The organism is Aeromonas sp. FDAARGOS 1405 (genome assembly GCF_019048265.1).
Lineage (GTDB): Bacteria > Pseudomonadota > Gammaproteobacteria > Enterobacterales > Aeromonadaceae > Aeromonas > Aeromonas veronii_A.
Map to the genome: position 1 here is coordinate 3,795,287 of NZ_CP077311.1, position 24,013 is coordinate 3,819,299.

General features: G+C 59.6%; 19 protein-coding genes, 8 tRNA genes and 1 pseudogene. 7 read left to right on the forward strand and 21 right to left on the reverse strand.

Translation table 11 applies throughout. The features are described 5' to 3' along the window. Positions 1-13: 13 nt before the first annotated feature. A complete protein-coding gene (locus I6L35_RS17365; RefSeq protein ID WP_216978869.1) occupies positions 14-1,252 on the forward strand; it encodes a GGDEF domain-containing protein in 1,239 nt (412 codons plus the stop codon). After that, a pseudogene (locus tag I6L35_RS17370) lies at positions 1,252-1,785 on the forward strand (GNAT family N-acetyltransferase). Before I6L35_RS17365 ends, I6L35_RS17370 begins: the two are co-directional and overlap by 1 nt. Positions 1,786-1,837: 52 nt before the next feature. Here I6L35_RS17370 and I6L35_RS17375 read toward each other — a convergent pair. The 4 genes from I6L35_RS17375 to I6L35_RS17390 all read right to left on the reverse strand — a co-directional run bounded on the left by I6L35_RS17375 (position 1,838) and on the right by I6L35_RS17390 (position 6,277). Continuing rightward, the gene (locus I6L35_RS17375; protein ID WP_216978870.1) at positions 1,838-2,698 is read right to left on the reverse strand and encodes a PA4780 family RIO1-like protein kinase; all 861 of its coding nucleotides are present in this window, start codon (positions 2,696-2,698) and stop codon (positions 1,838-1,840) included. 195 nt (positions 2,699-2,893) lie between these two features. Beyond that, a complete protein-coding gene (locus I6L35_RS17380; RefSeq protein ID WP_216978871.1) occupies positions 2,894-3,889 on the reverse strand; it encodes a lauroyl-Kdo(2)-lipid IV(A) myristoyltransferase in 996 nt (331 codons plus the stop codon). A gap of 150 nt (positions 3,890-4,039) precedes the next feature. Continuing rightward, a complete protein-coding gene (gene lpxM / locus I6L35_RS17385; protein WP_216978872.1) occupies positions 4,040-5,029 on the reverse strand; it encodes a lauroyl-Kdo(2)-lipid IV(A) myristoyltransferase in 990 nt (329 codons plus the stop codon). 255 nt (positions 5,030-5,284) lie between these two features. Beyond that, a complete protein-coding gene (locus I6L35_RS17390; protein WP_216978873.1) occupies positions 5,285-6,277 on the reverse strand; it encodes a TDT family transporter in 993 nt (330 codons plus the stop codon). Positions 6,278-6,379: 102 nt separating this feature from the next. On the opposite strand from I6L35_RS17390, the gene I6L35_RS17395 reads away from it, so the two are divergent. Beyond that, positions 6,380-7,285, forward strand: a complete 906-nt coding sequence (locus tag I6L35_RS17395) for a LysR substrate-binding domain-containing protein (protein WP_216978874.1) — start codon at positions 6,380-6,382, stop codon at positions 7,283-7,285. 100 nt (positions 7,286-7,385) lie between these two features. Here I6L35_RS17395 and nfo read toward each other — a convergent pair whose 3' ends face one another. The 5 genes from nfo to I6L35_RS17420 form a co-directional block, all read right to left on the reverse strand. Then, on the reverse strand, positions 7,386-8,228 hold the full coding sequence (gene nfo, locus I6L35_RS17400) for a deoxyribonuclease IV (protein ID WP_216978875.1): 843 nt from the start codon (positions 8,226-8,228) through the stop codon (positions 7,386-7,388). Between the two features lie 320 nt (positions 8,229-8,548). Next, complete coding sequence (locus tag I6L35_RS17405; RefSeq protein ID WP_041210739.1) at positions 8,549-8,878, reverse strand: YbaB/EbfC family nucleoid-associated protein; 330 nt, start codon at positions 8,876-8,878, stop codon at positions 8,549-8,551. Positions 8,879-8,992: 114 nt separating this feature from the next. Next, positions 8,993-11,518, reverse strand: coding sequence for a DNA polymerase III subunit gamma/tau (dnaX, locus tag I6L35_RS17410; RefSeq protein ID WP_216978876.1), 2,526 nt, complete (start codon positions 11,516-11,518; stop codon positions 8,993-8,995). A gap of 172 nt (positions 11,519-11,690) precedes the next feature. Continuing rightward, positions 11,691-12,236 carry an adenine phosphoribosyltransferase gene (gene apt, locus I6L35_RS17415; protein ID WP_005352403.1) on the reverse strand — a complete coding sequence of 182 codons (546 nt, stop codon included), beginning with the start codon at positions 12,234-12,236 and terminating at the stop codon, positions 11,691-11,693. 134 nt (positions 12,237-12,370) lie between these two features. Continuing rightward, positions 12,371-12,748, reverse strand: a complete 378-nt coding sequence (locus I6L35_RS17420) for a YbaN family protein (protein ID WP_216978877.1) — start codon at positions 12,746-12,748, stop codon at positions 12,371-12,373. 218 nt (positions 12,749-12,966) lie between these two features. On the opposite strand from I6L35_RS17420, the gene dusC reads away from it, so the two are divergent. The 3 genes from dusC to I6L35_RS17435 all read left to right on the forward strand — a co-directional run bounded on the left by dusC (position 12,967) and on the right by I6L35_RS17435 (position 15,243). Beyond that, the gene (gene dusC, locus I6L35_RS17425; RefSeq protein ID WP_216978878.1) at positions 12,967-13,911 is read left to right on the forward strand and encodes a tRNA dihydrouridine(16) synthase DusC; all 945 of its coding nucleotides are present in this window, start codon (positions 12,967-12,969) and stop codon (positions 13,909-13,911) included. Between the two features lie 97 nt (positions 13,912-14,008). Then, positions 14,009-14,377 (forward strand): conjugal transfer protein TraR, encoded by a 369-nt coding sequence (locus I6L35_RS17430; RefSeq protein ID WP_216978879.1) that lies wholly within the window; start codon positions 14,009-14,011, stop codon positions 14,375-14,377. Between the two features lie 158 nt (positions 14,378-14,535). Then, positions 14,536-15,243, forward strand: a complete 708-nt coding sequence (locus I6L35_RS17435; RefSeq protein ID WP_254204484.1) for an ABC transporter substrate-binding protein — start codon at positions 14,536-14,538, stop codon at positions 15,241-15,243. 74 nt (positions 15,244-15,317) lie between these two features. On the opposite strand, the gene yjjG is transcribed toward I6L35_RS17435, so the two are convergent. The 10 genes from yjjG to I6L35_RS17485 form a co-directional block, all read right to left on the reverse strand. After that, positions 15,318-16,001 carry a pyrimidine 5'-nucleotidase gene (gene yjjG / locus I6L35_RS17440; RefSeq protein WP_216978880.1) on the reverse strand — a complete coding sequence of 228 codons (684 nt, stop codon included), beginning with the start codon at positions 15,999-16,001 and terminating at the stop codon, positions 15,318-15,320. Between the two features lie 22 nt (positions 16,002-16,023). Continuing rightward, positions 16,024-17,514: a leucyl aminopeptidase family protein gene (locus I6L35_RS17445; RefSeq protein WP_005346046.1), complete on the reverse strand. Its 1,491-nt coding sequence runs from the start codon at positions 17,512-17,514 to the stop codon at positions 16,024-16,026. Between the two features lie 171 nt (positions 17,515-17,685). Beyond that, positions 17,686-17,762, reverse strand: a tRNA-Met gene (locus tag I6L35_RS17450). An 87-nt stretch (positions 17,763-17,849) separates the two neighbouring features. Beyond that, positions 17,850-17,926, reverse strand: a tRNA-Met gene (locus I6L35_RS17455). A gap of 88 nt (positions 17,927-18,014) precedes the next feature. Beyond that, positions 18,015-18,091, reverse strand: a tRNA-Met gene (locus I6L35_RS17460). 86 nt (positions 18,092-18,177) lie between these two features. Next, positions 18,178-18,254: transfer RNA gene (locus tag I6L35_RS17465), tRNA-Met, on the reverse strand. Positions 18,255-18,342: 88 nt separating this feature from the next. Continuing rightward, positions 18,343-18,419, reverse strand: a tRNA-Met gene (locus I6L35_RS17470). An 88-nt stretch (positions 18,420-18,507) separates the two neighbouring features. After that, a tRNA-Met gene (locus tag I6L35_RS17475) sits at positions 18,508-18,584 on the reverse strand. 88 nt (positions 18,585-18,672) lie between these two features. Then, a tRNA-Met gene (locus I6L35_RS17480) sits at positions 18,673-18,749 on the reverse strand. A gap of 94 nt (positions 18,750-18,843) precedes the next feature. Beyond that, a tRNA-Met gene (locus tag I6L35_RS17485) sits at positions 18,844-18,920 on the reverse strand. Between the two features lie 196 nt (positions 18,921-19,116). On the opposite strand from I6L35_RS17485, the gene glgX reads away from it, so the two are divergent. Next, on the forward strand, positions 19,117-21,180 hold the full coding sequence (gene glgX / locus I6L35_RS17490) for a glycogen debranching protein GlgX (RefSeq protein WP_216978881.1): 2,064 nt from the start codon (positions 19,117-19,119) through the stop codon (positions 21,178-21,180). A gap of 66 nt (positions 21,181-21,246) precedes the next feature. On the opposite strand, the gene I6L35_RS17495 is transcribed toward glgX, so the two are convergent. Continuing rightward, positions 21,247-21,966 (reverse strand): hypothetical protein, encoded by a 720-nt coding sequence (locus I6L35_RS17495; protein ID WP_216978882.1) that lies wholly within the window; start codon positions 21,964-21,966, stop codon positions 21,247-21,249. A 198-nt stretch (positions 21,967-22,164) separates the two neighbouring features. After that, entirely contained in the window at positions 22,165-23,802 is a 1,638-nt protein-coding gene (locus tag I6L35_RS17500; protein WP_216978883.1) for an ATP-dependent endonuclease, read from the reverse strand. Between the last annotated feature and the right edge of the window lie 211 nt (positions 23,803-24,013).

Below are 24,013 nucleotides of genomic sequence, written 5' to 3' on the forward strand. Positions count from 1 at the left end.
GCCCAAACCCTTGATGCAGAGTCTGTTTTCCTCGGCCCAGTTGCTGAGTCTGGTGCTGTTCGTCAGCCTGTCGCACATCGGGGTCGCGGCCATTTTCGCCTACCTGTGGCATACCCAGCGACAGCTGCGCTCCCTGCTCTACTGGTCGGCCAGCGAACTGGCCATCGCCGCCGCCTTTGGCTGCCTGCTGCTGCGACCCCTTACGGGAGAGATCTCCCTTGCCAATATCCTGCTTACCAATCTGCTGATCATCGCCACCCCGCTACTCTATGAGCGGGGGCTGCGCCACTTCTTCCGGCGCGAGGCCGACCGTTTCGGCTGGCTCTGCCCGCTCCTTGCCCTCGCCGGCTTCCTGCTATTCGCTGTCACCGCCACACAGCTACCGCAGGATGACATACACAGCCGGATCGTGGTGCTATCCGGGGCCATCTCGCTGCAAATGTGCCTGCTGCTGTGGCAGCTCTGGCGCTATCAGCGGTTGGCCCCCGCCTACCGGGTGCTGCGCTTTGCCATCTTGCTGCTTGCGCTGCAACTGGCCCTGCAACTGATCAGGATGGCCAAGCATCAGTGGTGGCCTGAGTCGGCTGCCTCCAGCCTGACCGATCCCCTGCTCGGCCCGGTGATCCTGCTCAGCCTGCTCTTTACCATTGCCCGCAGCTTCATTTTGCTGAGCCTGGTGCACACCCGTCAGCAGCAGGCGCTGCTCGCCACCCAGCGCGAACTGGAGCGGCGCGCCAACCTGGATGCCCTGACCGGACTGGACAGCAGACACTATTTCGAACACCAGGTGGCCCTGCGTGCCCGCGAGATGGCTAGCCCCGGCCAGCTGCTGCTGATCGATCTGGACAACTTCAAGCAGATCAATGACCGCCACGGTCATCCCGCTGGCGACGCCATGCTGCGGGCGGTGGGACGGGTGATCCGGGAGAGCCTGCCGACGGCGGGGCTAGCTGGGCGCCTTGGCGGCGACGAGCTGGCGCTGCTGGTGATGGAGACTTCGCAAACGCTGCCGGCCTGCAGCCAGACCCTGCAGCAGCGGGTCGCAGACGCCACTCGGTCGCTGGCCGGTGGCCCCATCAGCCTCAGCATAGGGCTCACTTCGCTGCAGCAGGGCGAGAGCTTTGAGCAGGCCTATTCGCGCGCGGATCGGGCACTCTATGCCGCCAAACAGGCTGGCCGCCAGCGCGCCTGCATCCAGGAGCCACACCACAGCGAACCCTGGCCGCTGTGGCCTCTGGCCACCCAGACCTGATGCAACCCCTCATCGAGTGCCGGGCCGCTCGGCTGACCGACGCCCCCGCCTACCGCCGCTACGAGGCCGAATGTGGCGCCGCCGGGTTGCCGCTCTATCAGGTGGCGCAATTCGGCTCGACTCAGTGGCTGCAGGAGTTGCTCGCCCATGCCAATGGCCTGCATCTGCCGCCGGGCTACCTACCGACCACCACCTATTTTGCCCTCGAAGGGGAAGCGCTCCTCGCCACCTTGCGCCTGCGCCACGGCGACAAGCCAAGCCACCCACCAGTGGCTTGGCTATATCGATTACGAGACCATCCCACCCGCCGGGGTGAAGGTGCCGCCCGCATCCTGCTCGGTTGAGTGCAGCGCCATGTGCTCAGCGAACCTGTGCTCATCAGCTGTGACAAGACAAATCCCGCCTCGCTCAAGGTCATTGAAGCTGCAGATGGACAATGGCTGGATCGCCGCTATCATACCGGCGATCTCTGCTGGGTCCGGTTTTACCGGCTGGCCCCGGCCAAGAGGCCAGGGCTGTGCGGCAGACAATAAAAAAGAGCACCACTAGGCGCTCTTTTTCCATTGACCACGGCCACCAACAAGATCAGTAGCTGTCTTCCTCTTCGGCCTTCATCCTGGCCTGACGAGCCAGTGCCTCCTCCTGGGCGCTCTCGATCTCGTGCAATACAGAATCGAGATCCACCTGCTCGCGGCTCTCCTCGAACAAGCCGGTCAACTCGCTGTCGGGGGTCAGTTTGCCATCTTCATACAGGGCCCACATCTCCCGGGCGTAGCGGGTCTTGAGCAGCTCGGGGGCATACATGCCGTAGTAGTTGCGCATGTTGTTGACGTCCCGCTCCAGCATCGCCTTGGCCTGGTTGTTGGCGGCGGCATCCACCACCTGGGGCAGGTCGATAATGACGGGGCCCTGTTCATCCACCAGCACATTGAACTCGGAGAGATCGCCGTGGATAAGACCGGCGCAGAGCATCCTCACCACGTAACGGATCACCTTGGCATGGTCGATGACCGCCTGCTCGGGGGTAAGCGCCACATCGTTGAGGCGCGGCGCGACATTGCCATCCTCATCGGTGATAAGTTCCATCAAGAGGACGCCATCGAGGCAGACATAGGGCTGCGGCACCCGCACACCGGCCGCCGCCAGCTTGAACAGGGCGTCGACCTCGGTGTTCTGCCACACCTCTTCATGCTGTTTGCGGCCGTACTTGGAGCCCTTCTCCATGGCGCGAGCATCGCGACTGCCGCGCACCTTGCGGCCTTCCTGATAGACCACGGCCTGCTTGAAGCTGCGCTTGGACGCTTCTTTATAGACTTTGGCGCAGCGGATCTCGTCGCCGCAGCGCACCACATAGACGTCGGCCTCTTTGCCGCTCATCAGCCGGCTGATGACGTCATCGACCAGGCCGTCATCCACCAGGGGTTGGATTCGATTTGGAATTTTCATGGCCGCCCTTTTACCCTATTTCCGCTCTCGAAGATAGCTCCGCGCACGCTCACTTGCCTCTCCCTGTCATAAGACACCCTGTTATCCTCTGTTTGCGCTGTTTTTGTCCACCCGTTCGCCTTAAAAACCACCCGCAACAGACCAAATACGAAAGGCTCCTCTGCCAACAAAATTGGCCCGCATGCGGGCCAATTTTCAAGGTTCGGGCGGCAAGCCCTGACGAATACGCTGGATCCCCGCTTCATAGAGTCCGTCATCCCCCTCCTGATGCTCCAGGGTTTCAAAGATCTTGAGAAACCACATGTACTGCTCGGGATGGCGCGCCACCTGCATCTCCACCACCCGGTTCATGGCGTTGACGTCTGCCAGCAGATCGGCGGTGGGATAAGGGTCAAACGGCGGCTCGATCTCCAGCAGATAGCATCCCTCATCCTCGTCATAGCTGGCGAAGATGGGCACGGCTCTGGCACCAGTCAGTTTCACCAGCTTGGGCAACGCTGGCAGGGTTGCTTTGGGACGACCGAAGAAGGGAACAAACACGCTCGCCTCACGGCCGTGATCCTGATCCGGCAGATAAAAAAAACTGGCGCCAGCGCGGATCGACTTGATCGCCGGCTTGATACCGACACTGCGCTCATAGACCTTGCCCCCTTTGGCCCGCTCGCGGTTGATGTACCAGTCAAAAACCTGATCTTTCGGGCTCTTCATCATGGTGCACATCTCGATGCCCATCATGGAGAAGTAGCGGCCAATCATGTCGACCGCCCAGGTATGAGGCACCACCAGGATCACCGGACGGCCCGCAGCTTGCTCCGCTTGCACATGCTCCCAGCCGCTCACCTTGACGCGGCGGGTCAGGCGCGCCTTGCTGCGCCAACTGAGCTCGCCAAAGCCCATAAAGGTCTTGAGCCCGACCCGGATCGATTTGAGCAGCAGCGCCTGACGTGCGGCGGCATCCAGCGTTGGAAAGCAGATCTTGAGGTTGGTATCGGCAATATAGGCCTGCTTTTTCGAAAAACGCAGCAGGGTCGGTGAGACCAGATCGGCAAAGCGATCCCGCAACCTCGCAGGAGTAAATGCCAGCAGGGAGAGCAGGCCCAGTGCGAACCAGCTGCCCCACCATTTGGGATGCAGCAGGCGGCTATGAAATGAGGTATCAAATACCGGATCTAACGCAGACATGGCGACCATCAAGTCATCAAAAACAAGCGGTTATTGTAATTATCCTGACATTTTTTTCTACCCTGAGGAGGCTTGCTATCGACCTGCAAGGCACAGATCAGACTAGTTATCATAAAAAATGGCCCACCTGGGGCCATTTCAATCAATCTTAATTCAGGGTCAGCCGTGGGGCGACAATCCCTTGCGGATCCGCTGGATCCCCGCCTCGTAGAGGCCATCCGGCCCCTCCTGATCTTCACGGGTATCGAAGATCTTGAGGAACCACATGTACTGGCCCGGATGGCGCGTCAGCTGCTGTTGCACCATATCGTTCATCCGACAGGTATCGGCCATCACATCCTCGGTGGGATAGTTGTCAAACGGGGCATCTATCTCAAGCCGGTAACAGTGGTTCGCTTCGTCATAGCAGGCGAGCAGCGGCACCGCCTTGGCGCCGCTGACCTGAACCAGACGGGGCAAGGCTGGCAGGGTCGCCTTGGGGTGGCCGAAGAAGGGAGCAAAGATGCTCTTCTCGCGACCGTGATCCTGATCCGGCAGGTAGAAGAAGCTGCGACCACTCTTGATGGTTCTGATCACCGCCTTGATCCCGGCGCTGCGCTCGTAAACGCGGCAACCGTTTTTGGCCCGTGCACGGTTGAGGTGCCAGTCAAACACCGGATTGCGTGCCCGTTTCATCATGGTGCACATGGGCACCCCGCGCTGGGTGAAGCAGTAACCGGCGGCATCCACCGGCCAGGTATGGGGCACCACCAGGATCACCGGACGACCGGCAGCCCGCTCCGCCTCGATATGCTCCCAACCGATCACCTGCATCCGGCTCATCAGATAACGCTGACTGCGCATGGTGAACTCGCCAAATCCCAACAGACTCTTGAGGCCGACCCGGATCGAGGTCAGTGCAATGGCATCCCGCTCTTCCGGGCTCTTGTCCGGGAAGCAGATCTCCAGATTGGTTCTGGCGATATAAATCTGTTTTTTCGAGATACGAAACACCAGCGGCGCCAGGGCATCGGCCAAACGATCGCGCAATCGTACCGGCACAAACGCCAGCAGCATCAATACGCCGAGGGCCAGCCAACTGAACCAGTAACGGGGATGCAGAAAACGGGTTTCAAAGGAGGAATTAAATACGGGATCTTGGGGAGACATGATTCGGGGTCAAGCAAAAAAGTTGTGCTGCATTGTAGTCATCCTGACAGGTAATACCAGTTAATTCCATGGCCAGCAGCCCGACACGAGCGCGAGGTCAAAGAACCACAAAAAAATGCCCCGCACTACGGGGCATTTTGTTCGTTACACAACCAGAGTGGTGGCTCTTGGTCCAACCATCGTATGACTGGCCGTTTATCCCGTCGCTCTCGGAGCGCACTGCTTGACCATTTTTCGATATCACATCGTCAAGCGTCAGCGGTGAGCACCCTGGCGGGTAATGCCGTTATTCATTTCGGTATCACGCTGCGGCAGAAAAAACATCAGGTAACGCAGCGCCACATACCCGACGATCACGGTAGCAACCCCAAGCTCGAAGTGGGCCAGCAATCTTATCTGCTCAACGTAGTGACTCCCTTGCGCAAACCCTTCAACCAGATGGGCTACTTTGAACAGGGCAGTGGCACCGATCACCAGCGGGAAGGTGAAGGCGGCATAACCTGGCGAGAAGGGCAGACGCAGCAATTTGATGAAAGCCAGATAGATGATACCGGTCATCAGAATGGCAATCCCCAGCAGCACGGCCACCAGCAGCAGTGACGGCTCCTGGTTGACGGTCAGGTAACCGGCCAGAGAGAGGCTGGCAGGGGCAGCCAGAATGGCGATGGTCGGTTTGGCGGCATCCGGCACTTCATGACTGAAGATCAGGCGATAGAGCATCAGCGGCAGCATCAGGCCGTAGCAGATGATCCCGAACCAGAGCAGACCGTTGGCCAGCGGGGCAAACTGACCGCCCGGGAAGGCGACGTCAGCCACGATGATCCCCACCGGCGGCACGAACCAGCTCGGCACCATGTGGTGGATTTCAAACTCTTTGGCGCGATGCCAGATAAAAGTGGCCAGGAACAGCAGGTGAACTGCCACGGCAAACAGCCAGAGGGCTTCGCCCGCTTGCGGTGCAATCATACCCAGCGCTTTCGAGACCACCATGGTGCCCATGGCATAGGTCGGTACCACACTACCCACCACGGGGTGAGCGAGATCCTGCAACAGCAGCCGGGGGTGAAGCAGAAACTTGAAGGTCAGGATCACCAGCAGCACGGCCGCAATGGCGGCGCCCAGCAGCTGCATCCGGCCATCGAAGTGACCGGCATTTTCCCAACACCAACCAAGGCTGGCGATGCCCAGCGCCAAACCCGCCATAGGGGTTGGGGCGGCAGCCAGTGATTTACGGGTTCTTGCGATCATGATGACACCTTTCTATTGATGACGATGGCGATAGGATAATGGCCCCTTATCGTTTACGATATCTAAATGAATTGAATCAATCATTCAGGAAAACCAAACACAATGAAACTGACCCTGCAGCAGCTGAAAGTGTTCGCCACCATTGCCCGCTATGGCAATCTTGGCCTTGCCGCCAACGAGCTATGCCTGAGCAAGGGGGCTGTCTCCCAGTCGCTGCAGGAGCTGGAGCGCCAGCTCTCCACCCCGCTGTTTGACCGCATTCACCCCAGATTGCAGCTCAACAACGAGGGGCGCCTGCTGCAACCGGCCGCCGAAGAGCTGCTGACCCGGATGCAGGATATCGAGAACCTGTTTCGTCCCGATGCCGAGCCGAGCGGCCAGTTGCGCCTTGGTGCCAGCCAGACCATCGGCAACTACCTGCTCCCCACCCTGCTCGCCAGCAGCAAACAGGAGCTGGGGCTCCCCCCCAAGGTGACCATCAACAACACTCACCTGCTCTGTCATGCGCTGGCCAACTTCGAGCTGGATATGGCGCTGATCGAGGGGGAGAACCACCACCCCGACCTGCTTGCCGAACCTTGGCTGCAGGACGAGATGCTGGTGGTGGCCCCACCCGGTCACCCGCTTGCCAACAAGAAGGAGCTCTCCCTCTCCCGTCTGGGGGGCGAGACCTGGGTATTGCGTGAAGCGCAATCGGGCAGTCGCGAGCAATTTATCCAGCAGATCCAGCCCGAGCTGCCCCGCTGGCAACCAGGGCTTGAACTCAACACCCTGGAGGCGGTGATGCTGGCGGTGGAGAAGGGGCTTGGCATCTCCTTTATCTCCCGGCTGGCAGCCTCGGATCGCCTGGCAGATGGGCGGCTGATCGCCCTGCCCCTCTCCCGTCGCTTCCCGCGCCAGCTCTCCCTTATCTGGCACAAGCAGAAGTACCACTCCACCTCCCTGCGCCACTTTATCCACTTCTGCCGAGCTCAGGTGAAGGATGCCGAGGTGAGCCACGCAGAGTAACGCCCGCTCGGAGCGCCGCTGGCCCGCCCGCCCGCCCGCCAATGACGGAAAAAGCAGAGAGGGAGCCACGGCTCCCTCTCTTTGATTCACCTGTTCGGTATCACTGCGCCAGACTGCGCAACCAGCTGATCTCCTCACCCCAGATGGACTCGTCTATGGTCTCGAGGATAAGCGGAATGCGATCGAAGCGATCATCATTCATGATGTGGTGGAATACCGCCTCCCCCAGATTGCCCTCGCGCAAGCTGTGATGGCGATCGACCCGGCTGCCGAAGGTGCACTTGGCACCGTTGATATGCATCCCCTTGAGATAGTGAAAACCCACCGTGCGGTCGAACTCGGCAAAGACGGCGGCACAGCTCTCGGCGGTGCGCAGATCGTAGCCGGCGGCAAAGGCGTGGCAGGTATCGAAACAGATCCCGACCCGGCTCTTGTCCTCCACCCCCTCGATGATGGTGGCGAGGTGCTCGAACGACCAGCCGAGATTGGTCCCCTGCCCGGCGGTGTTCTCGATCACCGCCGTTACCCCTTCACTGCGCTCCAGTGCCCAGTTGATCGACTCGCTCACCAGCTTGAGGCTGGCCGCCTCTGGGATCTGCTTGAGATGGCTACCGGGGTGGAAGTTCAGATAACAGAGCCCCAGCTGCTCGCAGCGCTTCATCTCATCGAGAAACGCATCGCGGGATTTGGCCAGAGCATCGGGATCCGGGTGGCCCAGGTTGATGAGATAGCTGTCGTGGGGCAGGATCTGCTGCGGCAGAAAACCGGCCTTGTCACAGGCCGCCTTGAAGGCGCGGATGGTGGCATCCGACAAGGGGGCCGCCTGCCACTGACGCTGATTCTTGGTAAAGAGGGCAAACGCGTTGGCCCCGATGGCCTGGGCACGGGCGATGGTATTCTCCACCCCGCCGGCCGCACTGACGTGGGCTCCGATATATTTCATACAATCTCCTCAATACGGCAAGCCGCCATTATGCCGATCCCGCCCCTCCGGGCCAAACCGGGATATCCGATAGCAGGTATCGACAAATAGCGCCCCCTTCTGCGAGGCGTAGCAATTCACGACGTAATTTACCTGTGTGGTGGCCACCTCTCCCCACAAGGGGGCTGATCCATCCGGTCCATACCTGCATAGCATGCATAAAAAACGCAGCGCTATCGCACGGGCGATAACTGCTGCGTTTTGGGGTCCCTCGGACGTATCCCTTGCCATGGCCAGAATGGCTAGCGACAAGGGAGCAAGAATGCGCGGGGAAAGTCGCCTTAGAACGGCATCTTGAACCCTGGCGGCAGTTGCATGCCACCGGTCAGTTCGCCCATTTTGGTCTTATTCTGCTCTTCCACGCGGCGCACGGCATCGTTGCAAGCGGCGGCAACCAGATCTTCCAGCAGCTCCTTGTCATCTTCCATCAGGGAGGGATCGATCTCGATGCGACGGACGCTGTGGCTGCCCGTCATGGTGACCTTGACCATGCCGGCACCGGCTTCACCGGTCACTTCCATCTGGGCAAGCTGCTCTTGCATCTTCTGCATACGCTCTTGCATCTGCTGGGCCTGTTTCATCAGGTTACCCATTCCACCTTTACCAAACATATGTCGTCTCTCGTCTTGAAATCCGGCATCCAGCGCCGGGCTGTGGGCTTGTCTGTCCTAGATGGGGACAGCCAAACTGCTTTTCAACCGGGAGCCAGCTCCCGGCCACGGAATTTAGCGGTTGAGGGGCTCGATGCTCTCGTGATGGAGCACGGCACCAAACCGCTGAACTAAAAACTGTACGTTGGGATCCTGCTCCAGATCCCGGGTCACCTGCTCGCGTACCCCCAGATAGAGGCGATGCTCGATCTCAAGGGGAGTCTCCTTGTCAGGCACCACACCGAGCGTTACCTCGACCTGTACCGGTTGCCCCAGCGCAGGCCCGATGATCTCGGCCAGATCGGCGCGCGCCTTGTCGCTCACCAGATGGCGCTGCTCGGGCTTGAGGGTTAGCAGGACTTTATCCCCTTCCCGCGTCATCACCGAGTTGATGGCGAGCTGGCGCAGCCGACCACCCACCTGGGTGTGAGCAATCAACTCGGCCCAAGCGTCACCACAACCATTGAGCAACGAGGAGGGAATAAGGCGGGTCGCCTCCCCCTCTTGCGGCTCGCTGTCGCTCTCGAGCTCATCCCAGTCGATGGTCTCCATCACCGGCTGAGGAGGAGCAGGCTCACTCTCGAGTTGAACCTGGGGCAGTAGAGCTGGTGCCAGCGGTGCTGGTTCCTGACGAACGCTATCATGCCAAGCAGGCTGCCCCTCCAGATCCCAGGGTGGCAGATCGGTCGGCTGCGCGGGTTGGATCGCAGTAGGTGTGGTGTGATTGGATGAACTACGAACAGGATCCGGCACTGGCGAGGCCATAAAGCTCTGGCTGAGGTACTCCTCGTAATCCCCGTTATCGCTGGACTCGTCGTAGCTGTCGGTATAGAGATCCACCGGTGGCTGCTCGCCAAACTGCCCCATGGCGGAGCCACTTGGGGTTGCAGCCTGACGCACAGGCACAACCGGCACCGCACGGGGCGCAGGTGCTGGCGCGCTGCTCTCTCCACGTTGGCGACTACGCAGCATATTGCGCTTGCCCAGCAGACTCTGCATGGTCGACACCGCCGAGACTGGCTCAAGCACTTCCGGAGCTGGCGCAGTCGAAGCGCAATTCATCTGTACAGGCGCCATCTCCCCTGCAGCCATCTGAGCGGCGTCACTTGGTACCGAAAGTGTCGGGTTTGCAGCAGCCCTCTCTCCCCAACTCGCAGCGTCAACCGCCATGCCGCTATTCACGCCAGAGAGCGTGGCCGACTCGGCCTGATAACCCATACCGGTCGCCTCGCGCAGCAGCTCATCCTGCTGACTGAACAGCTCGGCGGCTTGCGCCTCTTCCTCGCTGTCTGCGAGGTTGCCGGTGTCATCAGTCATCGCAGGCAGGGAAAGATCCACCACGGGCACAGCACTGGTAGCAACAGGGCTGGCTAACGGTGCAGACACGGCGCCGCTGATCGGTGCCGGAGCGGCCGATTCAGCGGCCGGGCGCTTTCCCGGCAAAGAGACTACCGGAGTTGCACTGCTTGTCATTGACGGGGGCAATGCGGTGAGGCTGGCAGGATGCAGGGCATCGCGCCTTGGCGAGAAGGCGAGCATCCGCAGGCAGGTCATCTCCAGCGCGGTGCGGCCATCAGGTGCCCAAGGCAGATCTTTGCGGCCACCCAGCACAATCTGGTAGCAGAGCTGCACCTCTTCCGGGCTCATCGCCTTGGCCAGTTGCAGCAGGGCATCAGCATCCGCCCCCTGCTCCTGCACGCTGGCAGGTAGCAGCTGGGCCATGGCTATGCGATGGAGCAAGCCTTCCAGCTCTGCGTGGAGCTGATCAAAATCGGGACCAAGGGTGGCGATCTCGGTGATCTTGGCCATGGTTGCCGGCGCATCTTGCCGCAAAATGGCTTCCAAAAGCTGGTGCAGATGACGGTGATCGAGCGTGCCCAGCATCGCCAGCACGCTGTCGAGGCGCACGCTGCCGTTACCGTGGGCCAACGCCTGATCGGTCAGGCTCAGGGCATCGCGCATACTGCCGTCAGCCGCTTTGGCCAGGGCCAGCAGGGCGCGCGGTTCGAAGGGTTGGCCCTCCTGATCCAGCACCCATTCGAGCTGCTTAGCGATCTGGGTCTGATCCAGACTCTTCAGATGAAACTGCAGGCAGCGCGAGAGAATGGTAATGGGCAGCTTCTGCGGATCCGTGGTGGCCAGCAGAAACTTCACATAGGGGGGCGGCTCTTCCAGGGTTTTCAGCAGCGCGTTGAAGCTGTGGCGCGACAACATGTGCACTTCGTCGATGAGATAGACCTTGAAGCGACCGCGGGCCGGACGGTACTGCACGTTGTCGAGCAGCTCGCGGGTATCTTCCACCTTGGTGCGGGACGCCGCGTCAATCTCCAGCAGGTCGACAAAGTTGCCCTGATCGATCTCGCGGCAGGTATCGCAGACGCCACACGGATGGCTGCTGATCCCCTGCTCGCAGTTGAGGCTCTTGGCCAGAATACGGGCGATGGTGGTTTTGCCGACGCCGCGGGTGCCGCTCAGCAGATAGGCGTGATGCAGCCGTCCCTGATCCAGGGCGTTGGTCAGGGCAGTCAGCACATGTTGCTGACCAACCACTTGTTCATACGTATGGGGGCGCCATTTACGCGCCAGAACCTGATAGCTCATAAATCCATCATGCAGGGAAGACAGGGCATTGAGGCCGGATGCTAACACAAATGGCGGGCTGGCTGTATCGGCTATCGGTCAGAGCGGGAGGGATCGCTTGATTTTCAAACCGATGCCCACATAGGCATCGGTTCAACGCAGGCCCGATGCAGAGGATCGGGCCGAAGAGGCATTACTCGCCAGCCAGTTCGACCAGTGAGACCACCTTGATGCCAGCGGCAGTCAGGCGGGCATCCCCCCCCAGAGAGGGCAGGGAGATGATGAAGGCCGCATCGGCCACTTCACCACCGGCACGGCGGATCAGCTTGACGGTGGCATCGACGGTACCGCCAGTGGCGAGCAGATCGTCCACTACCAGTACCTTGTCACCGGGCACGATGGCATCGGTGTGCAGTTGCAGAGTATCGGTGCCGTACTCGAGGGCATAGGACTCCTCGATCACTTCGCGCGGCAGCTTGCCCGGCTTGCGGACCGGCACAAAGCCAAGTCCCATGGCGTAGGCAACCGGTGCGCCAAAGATGAAGCCGCGAGCCTCGGTACCAACAATCTTGGTGATCCCTTGATCACGATAATGATTGGCCAGCAGATCGATGGTGGCCTTGAAGGCCTCGGCGTTCTCGATCAGGCTGGTAATGTCACGAAACAGAATGCCCGGCTTCGGATAGTCGGGAATGGTCTTGATGCTCGCTTCGATAAATTTCAGGGTTTCCGGATTCATGGTTTGACCGTTTGTTTTTCGACCCAGGATGGCCGTTTTATCTTAGTCTTCCCGCCAGCGGGAAATAAAAAAGCCTGTCACGCAAGAATGACAGGCCGACTCCATAGCATTATTGCCGCAATAGCTTAGGGACTTCACTTCTCCATTGCAACTGGCTCCAGGACCGGCAGACGCATTAACCAGGTGAGCAGGATCACCATTATGAAAAGCAGCAGCCCCCTGACCCATAACAACGGCACCACCGCCAGCGACACCGAGAAGGTGAGCAGAATGAAGATAATTGCGCGCCGCCGTGCATGACGGCGAATACCGCGATACTGCTGCCAGTCTGCGATGGGTGGGCCAAACCAGGGATGGGCCAGCAGCCAGTGGTGAAAACGGGGGGACGAGCGGGCAAATAGCGCCGCCGCCAGCAGCATGAAGGGCGTGGTCGGCAACAGGGGCAGCACTATGCCGATGATGCCAGTTACGAATGCCAGCCAGCCCAACCCCATCAAACACCAACGTTTCATCGCAGCCCCTCTTGCATGCTCTTGCGCCATCCTAACAGGATCCGCCCCCATGTTGACAACGATTCCCATTATCACGGCAACTGATGCCCCGGATTACAGGGCTTGTGAACCAGTAATGGCCTGAACCTGCCCATTCCCATGGCGTGACGGCTGACAACCTGCCCCGTTACCACTACAATCTGCGCTCTTTTTTCTCTGTTTGTCCTTCGGAACCGGTTATGCGCGTTATTTTGGCCCCCATGCAAGGGGTGCTGGATCACCTGATGCGGGAGGTACTCACCTCCGTCAATGATTACGACCTCTGCGTGAGTGAATTTATCCGGGTGGTCGACCAACTGCTGCCCGCCAAGGTGTTCCATCGCCTCTGCCCTGAACTGCTGCAAGATGGCAAAACCCACGCAGGCACCCCGGTGCGGGTGCAATTGCTGGGGCAACATCCCGAGTGGCTGGCCGAGAACGCTGTGCGCGCCATCGAGCTCGGTTCCCCCGGGGTCGATCTCAACTTCGGCTGCCCCGCCCCCACGGTCAACAAGAGCAAGGGGGGCGCAGTGCTGCTCAAAGAGCCCGAGACCATCTACCGCATCGTCAAGGCGGTGCGGGACGCTGTGCCAACCCATCTGCCGGTGAGCGCCAAAATTCGGCTCGGTTACGATGACAAGGATCTTTACCTGGAGAACGCCCAAGCGGTCTACCAGGGAGGTGCCAACGAGCTGGCCGTCCATGCCCGCACCAAGCGCGAAGGGTACAAGGCCCCCGCCCACTGGGAGTATGTGGACGCCATTCGCCGCGCCCTGCCCATCCCCGTCACCGCCAACGGCGAGATTTGGGATCATCAGGATGCCCTCGCCTGCGCCTGCGTTTCCGGCTGCGATGCCCTGATGGTCGGGCGCGGCGCCATCTCTCTGCCCAATCTGGCCAACGTGATGAAAACCGGCTGCCCGCACATGAGCTGGGCCGAGGTGCTGCAGCTGATGGTGAGCTACACCGAGCAGGATCTGGCCAGCGAAAAAGCCGACTACTACCCCAGCCGTATCAAGCAGTGGTTCAGCTATCTCAAGCGGGAATATCCCGAAGCGGACCTGCTGTTTCAGGAGATCAGGGTACTCAAAGAGACCGACCCCATCCGCGATGCCCTGCTGCAAGCGGCCAAAAGCCACGGCTAACCACGTTTAACTTGACGCATGTCATCTTGATAGAGTTATCGGATCCCTATACTGCCCCGAAACTGCTGTCTGTCCTGTGGGGGATAATGTGTGTGAAATGACGCAAGCACAGCTGGCTGTCTGGCGTAATCGCCTGCTGTCCGACTGGGCCCAAGAACGAGAAACGCTGATCGGTCAGCTCAAAGCCTGCCGCCGTGATGAATGGGCCGAACAGGTCGGTCACTGCGAGCAGGATCAACTTGTAGAACTGACCAGTCGGCTTGATCTGCCGAAGGTAGAGCAGAGCGTGGCCCGCCTCAAGCGGATCGATGCAGCACTCTGCCAGATGGATCTCGGCCTCTATGGCCTCTGCTCCGATTGTGAAGAGCCGCTGGCCATTGAACAGCTGGAACAGGATCCGACCCTGCAACGCTGCCCGCGCTGCGAAGCCCGTTATCGCAAGGGATTCCACGCCCACGAGCTCTGAAAGATGCACCTGCCGGTGCATCCTCTCTTTACCGTATCACTGGTGACACTCCCATTCCTGTCCAATACTCGACTATATGAGCCGGTTCGAGGGGATGAGTCGTGTACAGACTCTTGTTGTTATGGTGTTTATGCTGCCAGGTTAATGCACAGGAGTCTTTGGTCGTTGGCTGGAGCAACTGGCAACCGTTCAGCTATCGCAACGAACAGCATCAGTTGCAAGGGTTGGATATCGAACTGCTCAACGCCATCCTGCAGCGGGCTGACTATCAACCCCGTTTCATTGAAATGCCATGGACCCGGGTACTGCACGAATTAGAATTTGGCACGGTACAACTGGCCATGTCAGCCAACATCACCATCGAACGGCAGCAATATGCCCGCTTCAGCCACCCCTATCGGGAAGAGGAAACGGTCATCATCATCCGCAAAGAGGATGAACCGCGCTGGCGCAAGATCACGACTCTGGAGCAGCTGATCAACACTCCCGATTTTCATATCGGCCTGCTCAAGGGGTTTGACTACGGTGAGGCGTTCCGCCGCCTTGTCGCCGACCCCAAAGTTCAAACTCGGCTGCAGGAACGGTTCACGTTGGAGCAACTGCTCAAGATGCTCAATGGCGGGCGGATCCAGGGGTTTATCCTCGACCCGAACAGCTTGCAAGAGTGGAAAGATCAGGGCATTACCTTGAAACAGCTCCATATCCTGCTTCGTATCGAGCGCACCCCGGTCCATCTTATGCTCAGCAAAAAGAGCACATCGCAAGCACAGCTGGATCGACTCAATCAGGCGATTGACCAACTCAAGCAAAGTCCAGAATATCAACAGATCCTGACCCGCTACACCCATACCTCGCTCGCAGAATAACAACAGGAGAGCCGATGGCTCTCCTGTTCTCTAAGCAGGTTCCTTTCAACGACACATCATGCACAACTTAATCTTCAATCCTGACCGAGCACGATGTCAGTTAGATGGGAGAAGTAATGGATCTCGTGGGTGGCATCACATTCGTCACCCTGCTTGCGCGGGTTATACCAACAGGTTGCAAGCCCCTGTGCAGCCGCACCGGCAATATCGGTCTTGGGATTGTCACCCACCATCAGTACTCTGGCAGGATCCGGAGCCCCCATCAGCGAGAGGGTGTGCTGGAAAATGGCTGGCGCTGGTTTGGTCACCCGGATCTCGTCGGAGATCACCAGCGGCTCGAACCATTCGCTCCAGCCCAGTTTGCCGAGCCGCCCCCGCTGAGGCACGCTGAAACCATTGGTGATGATCCCCATCCGCACCTTGCTGCGTAGCTGCTGCAGGGTCTCGACCACCCCTTCGAGAGGCATGCTAAGGGCAATGATCTGCTCCAGAAAGGTGTTGTTCATCGCCATGGGATCGGCGGCAACCTGCTGGGCAAAGAGGGAGAAGCGGGTCTGCTGCAACGCCGTTGCATCGATCTCGCCGTCGTTGTATTGCTGCCAGAGCCCGTGGTTGAGAGCGTGGTATTGCGCCATACTGGCGTCATCAGCCTGTACGCCATAGATCTGCAGAGTGTGCGTCAGCGCAGAGGCGACCGGAAAATCGAGCAGGGTTTCATCCAAATCGAACAGCACCCAGTCATAGCTTGGTTGTTTCACAGAAATCCTTGTATCAGTTAGATTATTCGCAAGCTGAATGTCCCACTCGACCCAGTGGGCCAGCCAGCAGATCCAGCGTGAGCCGCACACCAAAACCGGTTACTTCACTGGATACCACCCCGTTCCCACCCTTATTGCGAAAACCGCTCAGATCAAAATGTAGCCAGGGGGTCTGCTCGGGCACGAAGTGAGCTAGAAAGCGGGCGGCATCGATATGATCCGGCGAGCTACCTGGTGCACACTGCAACAGATCGGCCCACTCGCTCTCGATGTTGTCATCGTAATCCTCATCGAGCGGGAAGGGCCAAACTCGCTCGCCACTGTGCTGACCCAGCTTGACCAGTGATGCCAGCCATTCACTGCGATTGGTAAAGACGCCACTATAGCGGCTGCCCAGCGCCCGCTTGCACGCCCCGGTCAGGGTCGCATAATCGATCAGCAGATCAGGGGTATCCTGCGCCGCCATTACCAGGGTATCGGCCAGCACCATTCGCCCTTCAGCATCGGTATCAACCACCTCTATGGAGATGCCATTGATGGCGGTCACCACTTCACCTGGACGATAGGCGTGAGGGCCGATATGGTTCTCGGCAATGGCCAGCCAGCAGTGCACCTCGTAGGGTAATTGAGCACGGCTGATGGCGTAGAGAGCACCCAGCGCCACTGCGCTACCCCCCATATCGAGATGCATGCCATACATGCTGCCGGAAACTTTGAGGTTATAGCCCCCGGAGTCATGGCAGATCCCCTTGCCCACCAGCGCAATACGGCGCACCGGCTTGGGTGGGTAGTAGCTGAGCTTGACCATGGCACCCTGATTATCTTCCGAGCCACGGGCGACGGCCAAAAAGGCGCCGGCCCCCAGCTCGGCCAACTGTGCCTGATCATAGTGATGGCACTGCCAACCTTCGTCATGGGCAAGCTGGCTGACAAACTCGCGATAGCTGGCCGCCGTCAGCTCGGAGGCGGGCAACACCGCCAGATGACGGGCCAATCCATTGCCCCCCGCTTCGCTATAGATACGAGCCAGATCCAGCACCACCGCAGGAGAAACAGACAACTGCTGATAGCTCCAGCCACTTCCGCTGCGGCTTTTGCTGGTCGGCAACGAAAGGTTGGCGGCCAACAGAGCGGACAACATCAATTCTGCCAGCATCACCCGCTCGGAGGGGGAAAAACCTTCCAGATGCAGCCCGAGCCGTTCAACCTTGAGCCCGGAAAGAGGGGCTATCCAGCCTCTGACCTGCTTATAAAGACGGTGATCCCGCGTCACATTGCCAGCCACAAATATGACCAGCAACAGGGTGGAACCATGCATCAGGGTGAAGGGTGCTTTTTGCCCAAGCGCCAACTGGGTGTTGATCCCCGACAGGGCTGGTAACGACAGTAATGCCTCCTTCTGCTCTTCGGCGATCAGCAGCAGTTGCAACGGCAGTCCCTGGGCAAGGGCTTCGGCCAGCGTGGCATCCCGGCTTTCAATAGCAGGAGGAAGATAAGTGAAGGGTGTGATCACAGGCGAGAGCCTCATCCATGAAGAGATACCTGATGATACCCAACAAATGGTTGATACGACCAGTTTTGGTCTTGAAAAAGCGTCAGAAATAGCAGCAATCACCAGATGGTGACGAGCATCAAGAAGGATTGTTCAATGATTGGCAATGCAGGAAGGTAACGTTCAGAGAATTGGTTGCGGGGGCCGGATTTGAACCGACGACCTTCGGGTTATGAGCCCGACGAGCTACCGAGCTGCTCCACCCCGCGTCCGAATTGTCACCCTCAAGCCGAGCAGTAGCTTGATGGCGTTTGTCTACTTTCGATTCTTTACACAATCGCAAGCTGACGAAAAGTTGGTTGCGGGGGCCGGATTTGAACCGACGACCTTCGGGTTATGAGCCCGACGAGCTACCGAGCTGCTCCACCCCGCGTCCGAATTGTCACCCCCAAGCCGAGCAGTAGCTTGTTGGCGTTTGTCTGCCTTCGACTGTTTATACAATCGCACGCTGACGAAAGAGTTGGTTGCGGGGGCCGGATTTGAACCGACGACCTTCGGGTTATGAGCCCGACGAGCTACCGAGCTGCTCCACCCCGCGTCCGAATTGTCACCCCAGACCGAGCAGAAGTCTGTGGCGTTTGTCTGCCTTCGATTGTTTGCACAATCGCATGCTGACGAAAAAGTTGGTTGCGGGGGCCGGATTTGAACCGACGACCTTCGGGTTATGAGCCCGACGAGCTACCGAGCTGCTCCACCCCGCGTCCGAATTGTCACCCTCAAGCCGAGCAGTAGCTTGGTGGCGTTTGTCTGCTTTCGACTGTTTACACAATCGCAAGCTGACGAAAAAGTTGGTTGCGGGGGCCGGATTTGAACCGACGACCTTCGGGTTATGAGCCCGACGAGCTACCGAGCTGCTCCACCCCGCGTCCGAATTGTCACCCTCAAGCCGAGCAGTAGCTTGGTGGCGTTTGTCTGCTTTCGACTGTTTACACAATCGCAAGCTGACGAAAAAGTTGGTTGCGGGGGCCGGATTTGAACCGACGACCTTCGGGTTATGAGCCCGACGAGCTACCGAGCTGCTCCACCCCGCGTCCGAATTGTCACCCTCAAACCGAGCAGTAGCTTGGTGGCGTTTGTCTGCTTTCGACTGTTTACACAATCGCAGGCTGACGAAAAAGTTGGTTGCGGGGGCCGGATTTGAACCGACGACCTTCGGGTTATGAGCCCGACGAGCTACCGAGCTGCTCCACCCCGCGTCCGAATTTTTCTCGAAGTGGCCGAGCAGTAGCCAGTTCGATTTCTCCTTTCCCACCAACCGGTTACACCGGCTTGACTGGTCAGGATCTCAGATGGTTGCGGGGGCCAGATTTGAACTGACGACCTTCGGGTTATGAGCCCGACGAGCTACCGGGCTGCTCCACCCCGCGTCTGAGGTCGCCAATAATAGGCGCCAGCGCACAGATTGCAAGTAAATATCTCAAAAAAAGTTTATTCGTAGATTAATCGGACAAATAGTGCGGTCATTAGCAGCATCATGCTGTTTTTTCAGGCAATCGAGTCCTTGCCAGGCATCCGGCACTACACTCAATAAGGTGAACACTCCTCATTTTGGGTAGGTAGAATATGCGCATCTCCGCCGGTCACTGCCGTCAGTTGGGGGCCACACCCGACAGTAACGGCGTCAACTTTGCGATCTGGGCACGCCTCGCCAGCCGGGTCGAACTGCTGCTCTTCGCAAGCGCAGACGATGCGACCCCCGAGGTGATCCCCCTCTCCCCGCGCCTAAACCGCACCGCCTACTACTGGCATATCCATGTGGAGGGGATCTCGGTCGGGCAGCGTTACGCCTATCGCATTCAGGGCCCGTGGCGCCCATATGGCGGCACCCGCTTCGATGCCGAGAAGGTGTTGCTCGACCCTTACGGCCGCAGCATCGAGCTTGGCGCCAATTACGATCGATGGGCGGCGGCCCGTCCAGGCAGCAATCTGGCTTGTTGCGCCAAGAACAAGGTGGTCGATACTCGCCACTACGACTGGGAAGGAGACAAACTGCCCGCTCACTCCCTCTCCCGCTCGGTGATCTACGAGCTGCATCTGGGGGGCTTTACCAAGTCCCCGAGCTCCGGGGTCGATTCGGCGCTGCGTGGCACCTATCTCGGGCTGATTGAGAAGATCCCCTATCTGCAATCTCTCGGCGTCACCGCCGTCGAGCTGCTGCCGGTGTTCCAGTTCGATCCTCAGGATGCGCCCAAAGGACTCTCCAACTACTGGGGTTACAGCCCCATGTCCTTTTTCGCCCCCCACGCCCAATACGCCTGCGGCGATGATCCGCTGACCGAATTTCGCGACATGGTCAAGGCGCTGCACAAGGCCAATATCGAGGTGATCCTGGACGTGGTTTACAACCACACCGCCGAAGGGGGTGATGATGGCCCCACCTTCTCGTTTCGCGGCATCGACAACGAGGCCTACTACATCCTCGACAACAACCAGAAGGACACCAACTATTCGGGCTGCGGCAACACCTTCAACGGCGCTCATCCGGTGGTGCTTCGGATGATCATGGACAGCCTCCACTTCTGGCGTCAGGAGATGCACGTCGATGGCTTCAGGTTTGATCTTGCAGCCATCCTGTCGCGGGACGAATCGGGTCAGCCCCAAGCCAATGCCCCGACCCTGCGTACCATAGATACCGACCCCAAGATTGCCGATATCAAGTTGATCGCCGAAGCCTGGGATGCGGGGGGACTCTATCAGGTGGGGTCACTGGCCGGCGCCCGCTGGCGTGAGTGGAACGGCCAGTTCAGGGACGACGTACGCCGGTTTCTGCGCGGGGATGACAACAGCGTCACCGCCTTTGTCGAGCGGCTCTGCGGCAGTCCCGACATCTACCACTATCACCACGCAGATCCCGAGAAGAGTATCAATTTCGTCACCTGCCACGACGGCTTTACCCTGTGGGACTGGGCCAGCTACAACAACAAGCATAACGAGGCCAACGGTGAGCAGAACCGCGATGGCTGTGATCACAACTTCAGCTGGAACCACGGCCATGAAGGGGTAACGGAAGATCCCCAGATCAACGCCCTGCGCACGCGCCAGGCCAAGAACATGATGGTGGCAACCCTGTTATCGGTGGGATCCCCGATGCTGTTGATGGGGGATGAACTGCTGCGCACCCAGCACGGCAACAACAACGGTTACTGTCAGGACAACCCGACCTGCTGGATGGATTGGCAACCAACTCCCCGCAGCCAGGAGATGTTCCGCTTTATGAAGGAGCTGATCCAATATCGCAAACACCTGTTCCAACGCCCGGAGCAGGAGAGCATGCCGCTGTCGCTCACCGAGATCCTGCGGCACAGCGAGATCTGTTGGCACGGCGTCAATGCCATGCAGCCAGACCTCAGTCCCCACTCCCATGCTATCGCCATGTCGGCCCTGTCGAGCGAAACCAAGCTGGCACTCTATGTACTGTTCAACGCATACTGGGAGCCCCTCACCTTCAACCTGCCCAGCCCCCCCAAGGGAGTCGGCGGCTACTGGCGGCGGATCCTCGATACCGCCCTCCCCTCGCCGCAAGATATCTGCACCTTCGGCATGCCGCTGGAGGGGCTGACCCGGGAGTATCTCGCCCAGCCACGCAGCAGTTGCCTGTTTATCTGCGGGGCCGATGACTTCTATTGATTCTCGGAGTCAGATATGAAAAAGCCCCGGACCTTGGCTCGGGGCTTTCTCTTTTCAGCGCCAGTGTCAGATCAGCTGGTGCAACACGCTGGTAGCGGCGATCTGGGCGATCAGCAGGCCACACAGGGAGGTGGAGACCACCACTGGCGCGGTATCACGCTGCAAGTAGAGCGGGCTGAACCAGAGCAGCAGAGAGGCCACCAGCAGCGCTGCCTGGGTCACCACCGCCGGGATCAGGGCATCGAGATTGGCCTCCCCCCCTTGCCAGCCCACCAGCACGGCCAGCCAGACAAGGCTGGCCATCGCCCCCACCAGACCGGCCAGCGGCAACAGGGTGTTGAATGCCTTGAGGCGGTGACGGGCCCGCAGCAGCATCAGGTGGGCAAAGGCCGCCCCCAGCATCGCCATCTGCAGCAGACCGCTCACCCAGCCCTGCAGTTGCAGCAGCCCGAAGCCATAGAGAGCGAGCGGCAACGCCGGTAGCCAGAGCAGTGTCGAGGGGACTGAACGCTTCCCCTCCAGCCGTGACTGGGCCAGCGACAAGCCAACCCCGAGCACCAGTGCAGCCCCACCACTCCAGATGAGCCAACTGGCCGCCTTGGCCTCGACCGCCAGCATCAGGGAGAGCGCGGTAATAACCCAGATGGAGAAGAGCTGCTGAGTGATGCGTGAGCGCTGGCCAGGGCAGATATCACCGCGCCACAGCACGATACCGAGGGCGATCAGGGCGCCAATCGCCATCAATCCGGTGAGGGGAAAGAGCCAAAAAGGGAGTTGGACGAACACGACGCCTCCAGAAGTAAAGATTCGAGGTGCGCCACCGGGGCGCCAGAGAGGGGCGAGTATACCCAAACCGGCGGCTATCCCCAATCGCGACAAACAATCGTGGGCAAACAATCCGGGGCAATTTGCCGCCAGCAAGGCCCACCTTGAAGGGCGCCCTGCTGGCAGCCATGTCCATAGTGACGGGATGCGGTGGTGGCGTTAGCCCTGACCGCGGGCCAGCGCCACCACCCGGGCAAACATCTGGCGGATCACCGGTGGAATATGCTCGGCGCCGAGCCGCTCCGCCTCTTCCACCACCGCCAGTGCCATCCCCGGCTTGCTGCGGTGATGAATCGCCTTATTGATGATATGACTGGCACTCCACATGGCTCGTCCGCCCACCCCTGCTTCCCGCCGGAACACGGCTTCAAAACCATTGTGATAGAGGTAATGTTCAATGTCAGAGGCTGGCAACTGAGTCAACCGATCCCGTTCCCGCTCCCCTTTGAGTTGGCCCCGGGCCGAAGCAGCATACTTGAGCCCCGCCTCGTCGCCATCGGTCAACAGGTGCCACTCGATACCAAAATCCCGCGCCACCTTGATCAGCGGTGACTGGCCGCACTGGGCAAACTCGATAATCCGCACCCCTTCGGCCCGCAAACTGTAACCACAGATCTGGGCCAGCTCGGAGAGCAGCCAGATCTCGGTCTCCCCCTCCACCAGCAGCCAGCAACGGGCAAACAGCGACATGGGGCGGTTGATCCGCACGTGGAAGGCGATCTTGCGCAGATCGTCGCTGCTGTAACGCTCGCCCCCCAGCTGGTGACAGAGGATATCCTGCTGACGGCGCACCAGTCGTCGCACCTGATTGAGCGGCAGGGAAGAGAGCAGATCTCCCGAGTTGGTGGTGAGCAGCTTCTGGCCCGGCAGTTGTTCCAGCAGCCCCCACGCCAGCGCCAGCATGGTCGGGTGCAGCCGGCTCTCAGGATCCTCTAGGATCATGATGGGACGGGCCCCCTCCTCCAGCTCGCGATTGCCTCGCGCCTGCAGCAGGGTCGCCGCCATCCCGGCCATCGCCAGTTGCAGGGTGCGGTTATCGGCATGGCGCAGCAGGGTGTGCAGGTTGCCAGGATTGCGCAACGTCATGGGACGATTGATGATGTCACGCTGGCTGCGCGGTTTGTTCTTGATGGGGGCCAGAGCGTTGAAATAGTGATCCATCAGCTGGCGCACTGCTTGCAGCGCCTCCTTCAACTCCGGCTCCCCGATGCGCTGGGGCTCATCGATCAGCTTGTCGGCCAGTTCACTGAGTCTGTGCTCCGAGAGATCTCCCCACTGCAGGGTTTCCACCCCGTTGCGGGCACTGCGAGCGTCCCGCAGCCGGAACACCGGGTTCATGGTGATGAGCATGCAGACCAGCTCGTGGGTATTGGCGATGGGCAAGCTCTTGCCTACCCCGTCGAGAAAATCGTGAATGGTGAGCACAGAGCCATCCGCCTGCAGCTCGGCGCTGGCGCGATAGTGAATGCGGTGGAATTTGTCCTTGTGCAGCACCCAGGAGGGGCAAAGACGGGCCAGCCGACGGGAGTGCTGACACATCTGGGGTCTGTGCTCACTGAAGGTGAGCACCAGTTGCAGATGACGCGAAGGGGCCAGCTCGGGATCTTCCGGTTGGTGAAAATCATCGGCGGTGAACTGATAGGGCTCGGCATTTTGCCCCAGCAGACACCAGAGCGCGCGCAACAGGCTCGACTTGCCCCAGGTATTCTCGCCAATCAGCACTGTGGTGTGATCCAACCCGAGCGAAAGACGATTTATACCGCGAAAACCTTTTACTTCAATACGTTCCAGAAACATCCTGCAATGTCCACGTCACTCAGATTGAGCAATAGTGGCAAAGTTAACTGGAAAATCCTATCGGCAGCCGGGCTTTTTCAACGTGAACTGTGAGGCACTGCAGGTTCGGGAGGGGTGACGACAGCGGTGCGATCTTGCGGGGCATTCCAGTGGCTGAACCAAAGGTGACGGGTACGGATTTGACGTTTGCGATAATTCAATGGGCATTCCT

Bases quoted from the DNA above. Each gene is read 5' to 3' on its own strand.
- I6L35_RS17500 (WP_216978883.1), bottom strand. From the start codon at position 23,802: ATGTTTCTGGAACGTATTGAAGTAAAAGGTTTTCGCGGTATAAATCGT.
- lpxM (WP_216978872.1), bottom strand. From the start codon at position 5,029: ATGTCTCCCCAAGATCCCGTATTTAATTCCTCCTTTGAAACCCGTTTT.
- I6L35_RS17395 (WP_216978874.1), top strand. From the start codon at position 6,380: ATGAAACTGACCCTGCAGCAGCTGAAAGTGTTCGCCACCATTGCCCGC.
- I6L35_RS17390 (WP_216978873.1), bottom strand. From the start codon at position 6,277: ATGATCGCAAGAACCCGTAAATCACTGGCTGCCGCCCCAACCCCTATG.
- I6L35_RS17365 (WP_216978869.1), top strand. From the start codon at position 14: ATGCAGAGTCTGTTTTCCTCGGCCCAGTTGCTGAGTCTGGTGCTGTTC.
- nfo (WP_216978875.1), bottom strand. From the start codon at position 8,228: ATGAAATATATCGGAGCCCACGTCAGTGCGGCCGGCGGGGTGGAGAAT.
- I6L35_RS17380 (WP_216978871.1), bottom strand. From the start codon at position 3,889: ATGGTCGCCATGTCTGCGTTAGATCCGGTATTTGATACCTCATTTCAT.
- I6L35_RS17405 (WP_041210739.1), bottom strand. From the start codon at position 8,878: ATGTTTGGTAAAGGTGGAATGGGTAACCTGATGAAACAGGCCCAGCAG.
- apt (WP_005352403.1), bottom strand. From the start codon at position 12,236: ATGAATCCGGAAACCCTGAAATTTATCGAAGCGAGCATCAAGACCATT.
- I6L35_RS17375 (WP_216978870.1), bottom strand. From the start codon at position 2,698: ATGAAAATTCCAAATCGAATCCAACCCCTGGTGGATGACGGCCTGGTC.
- dnaX (WP_216978876.1), bottom strand. From the start codon at position 11,518: ATGAGCTATCAGGTTCTGGCGCGTAAATGGCGCCCCCATACGTATGAA.
- I6L35_RS17420 (WP_216978877.1), bottom strand. From the start codon at position 12,748: ATGAAACGTTGGTGTTTGATGGGGTTGGGCTGGCTGGCATTCGTAACT.
- I6L35_RS17430 (WP_216978879.1), top strand. From the start codon at position 14,009: ATGACGCAAGCACAGCTGGCTGTCTGGCGTAATCGCCTGCTGTCCGAC.
- dusC (WP_216978878.1), top strand. From the start codon at position 12,967: ATGCGCGTTATTTTGGCCCCCATGCAAGGGGTGCTGGATCACCTGATG.
- glgX (WP_216978881.1), top strand. From the start codon at position 19,117: ATGCGCATCTCCGCCGGTCACTGCCGTCAGTTGGGGGCCACACCCGAC.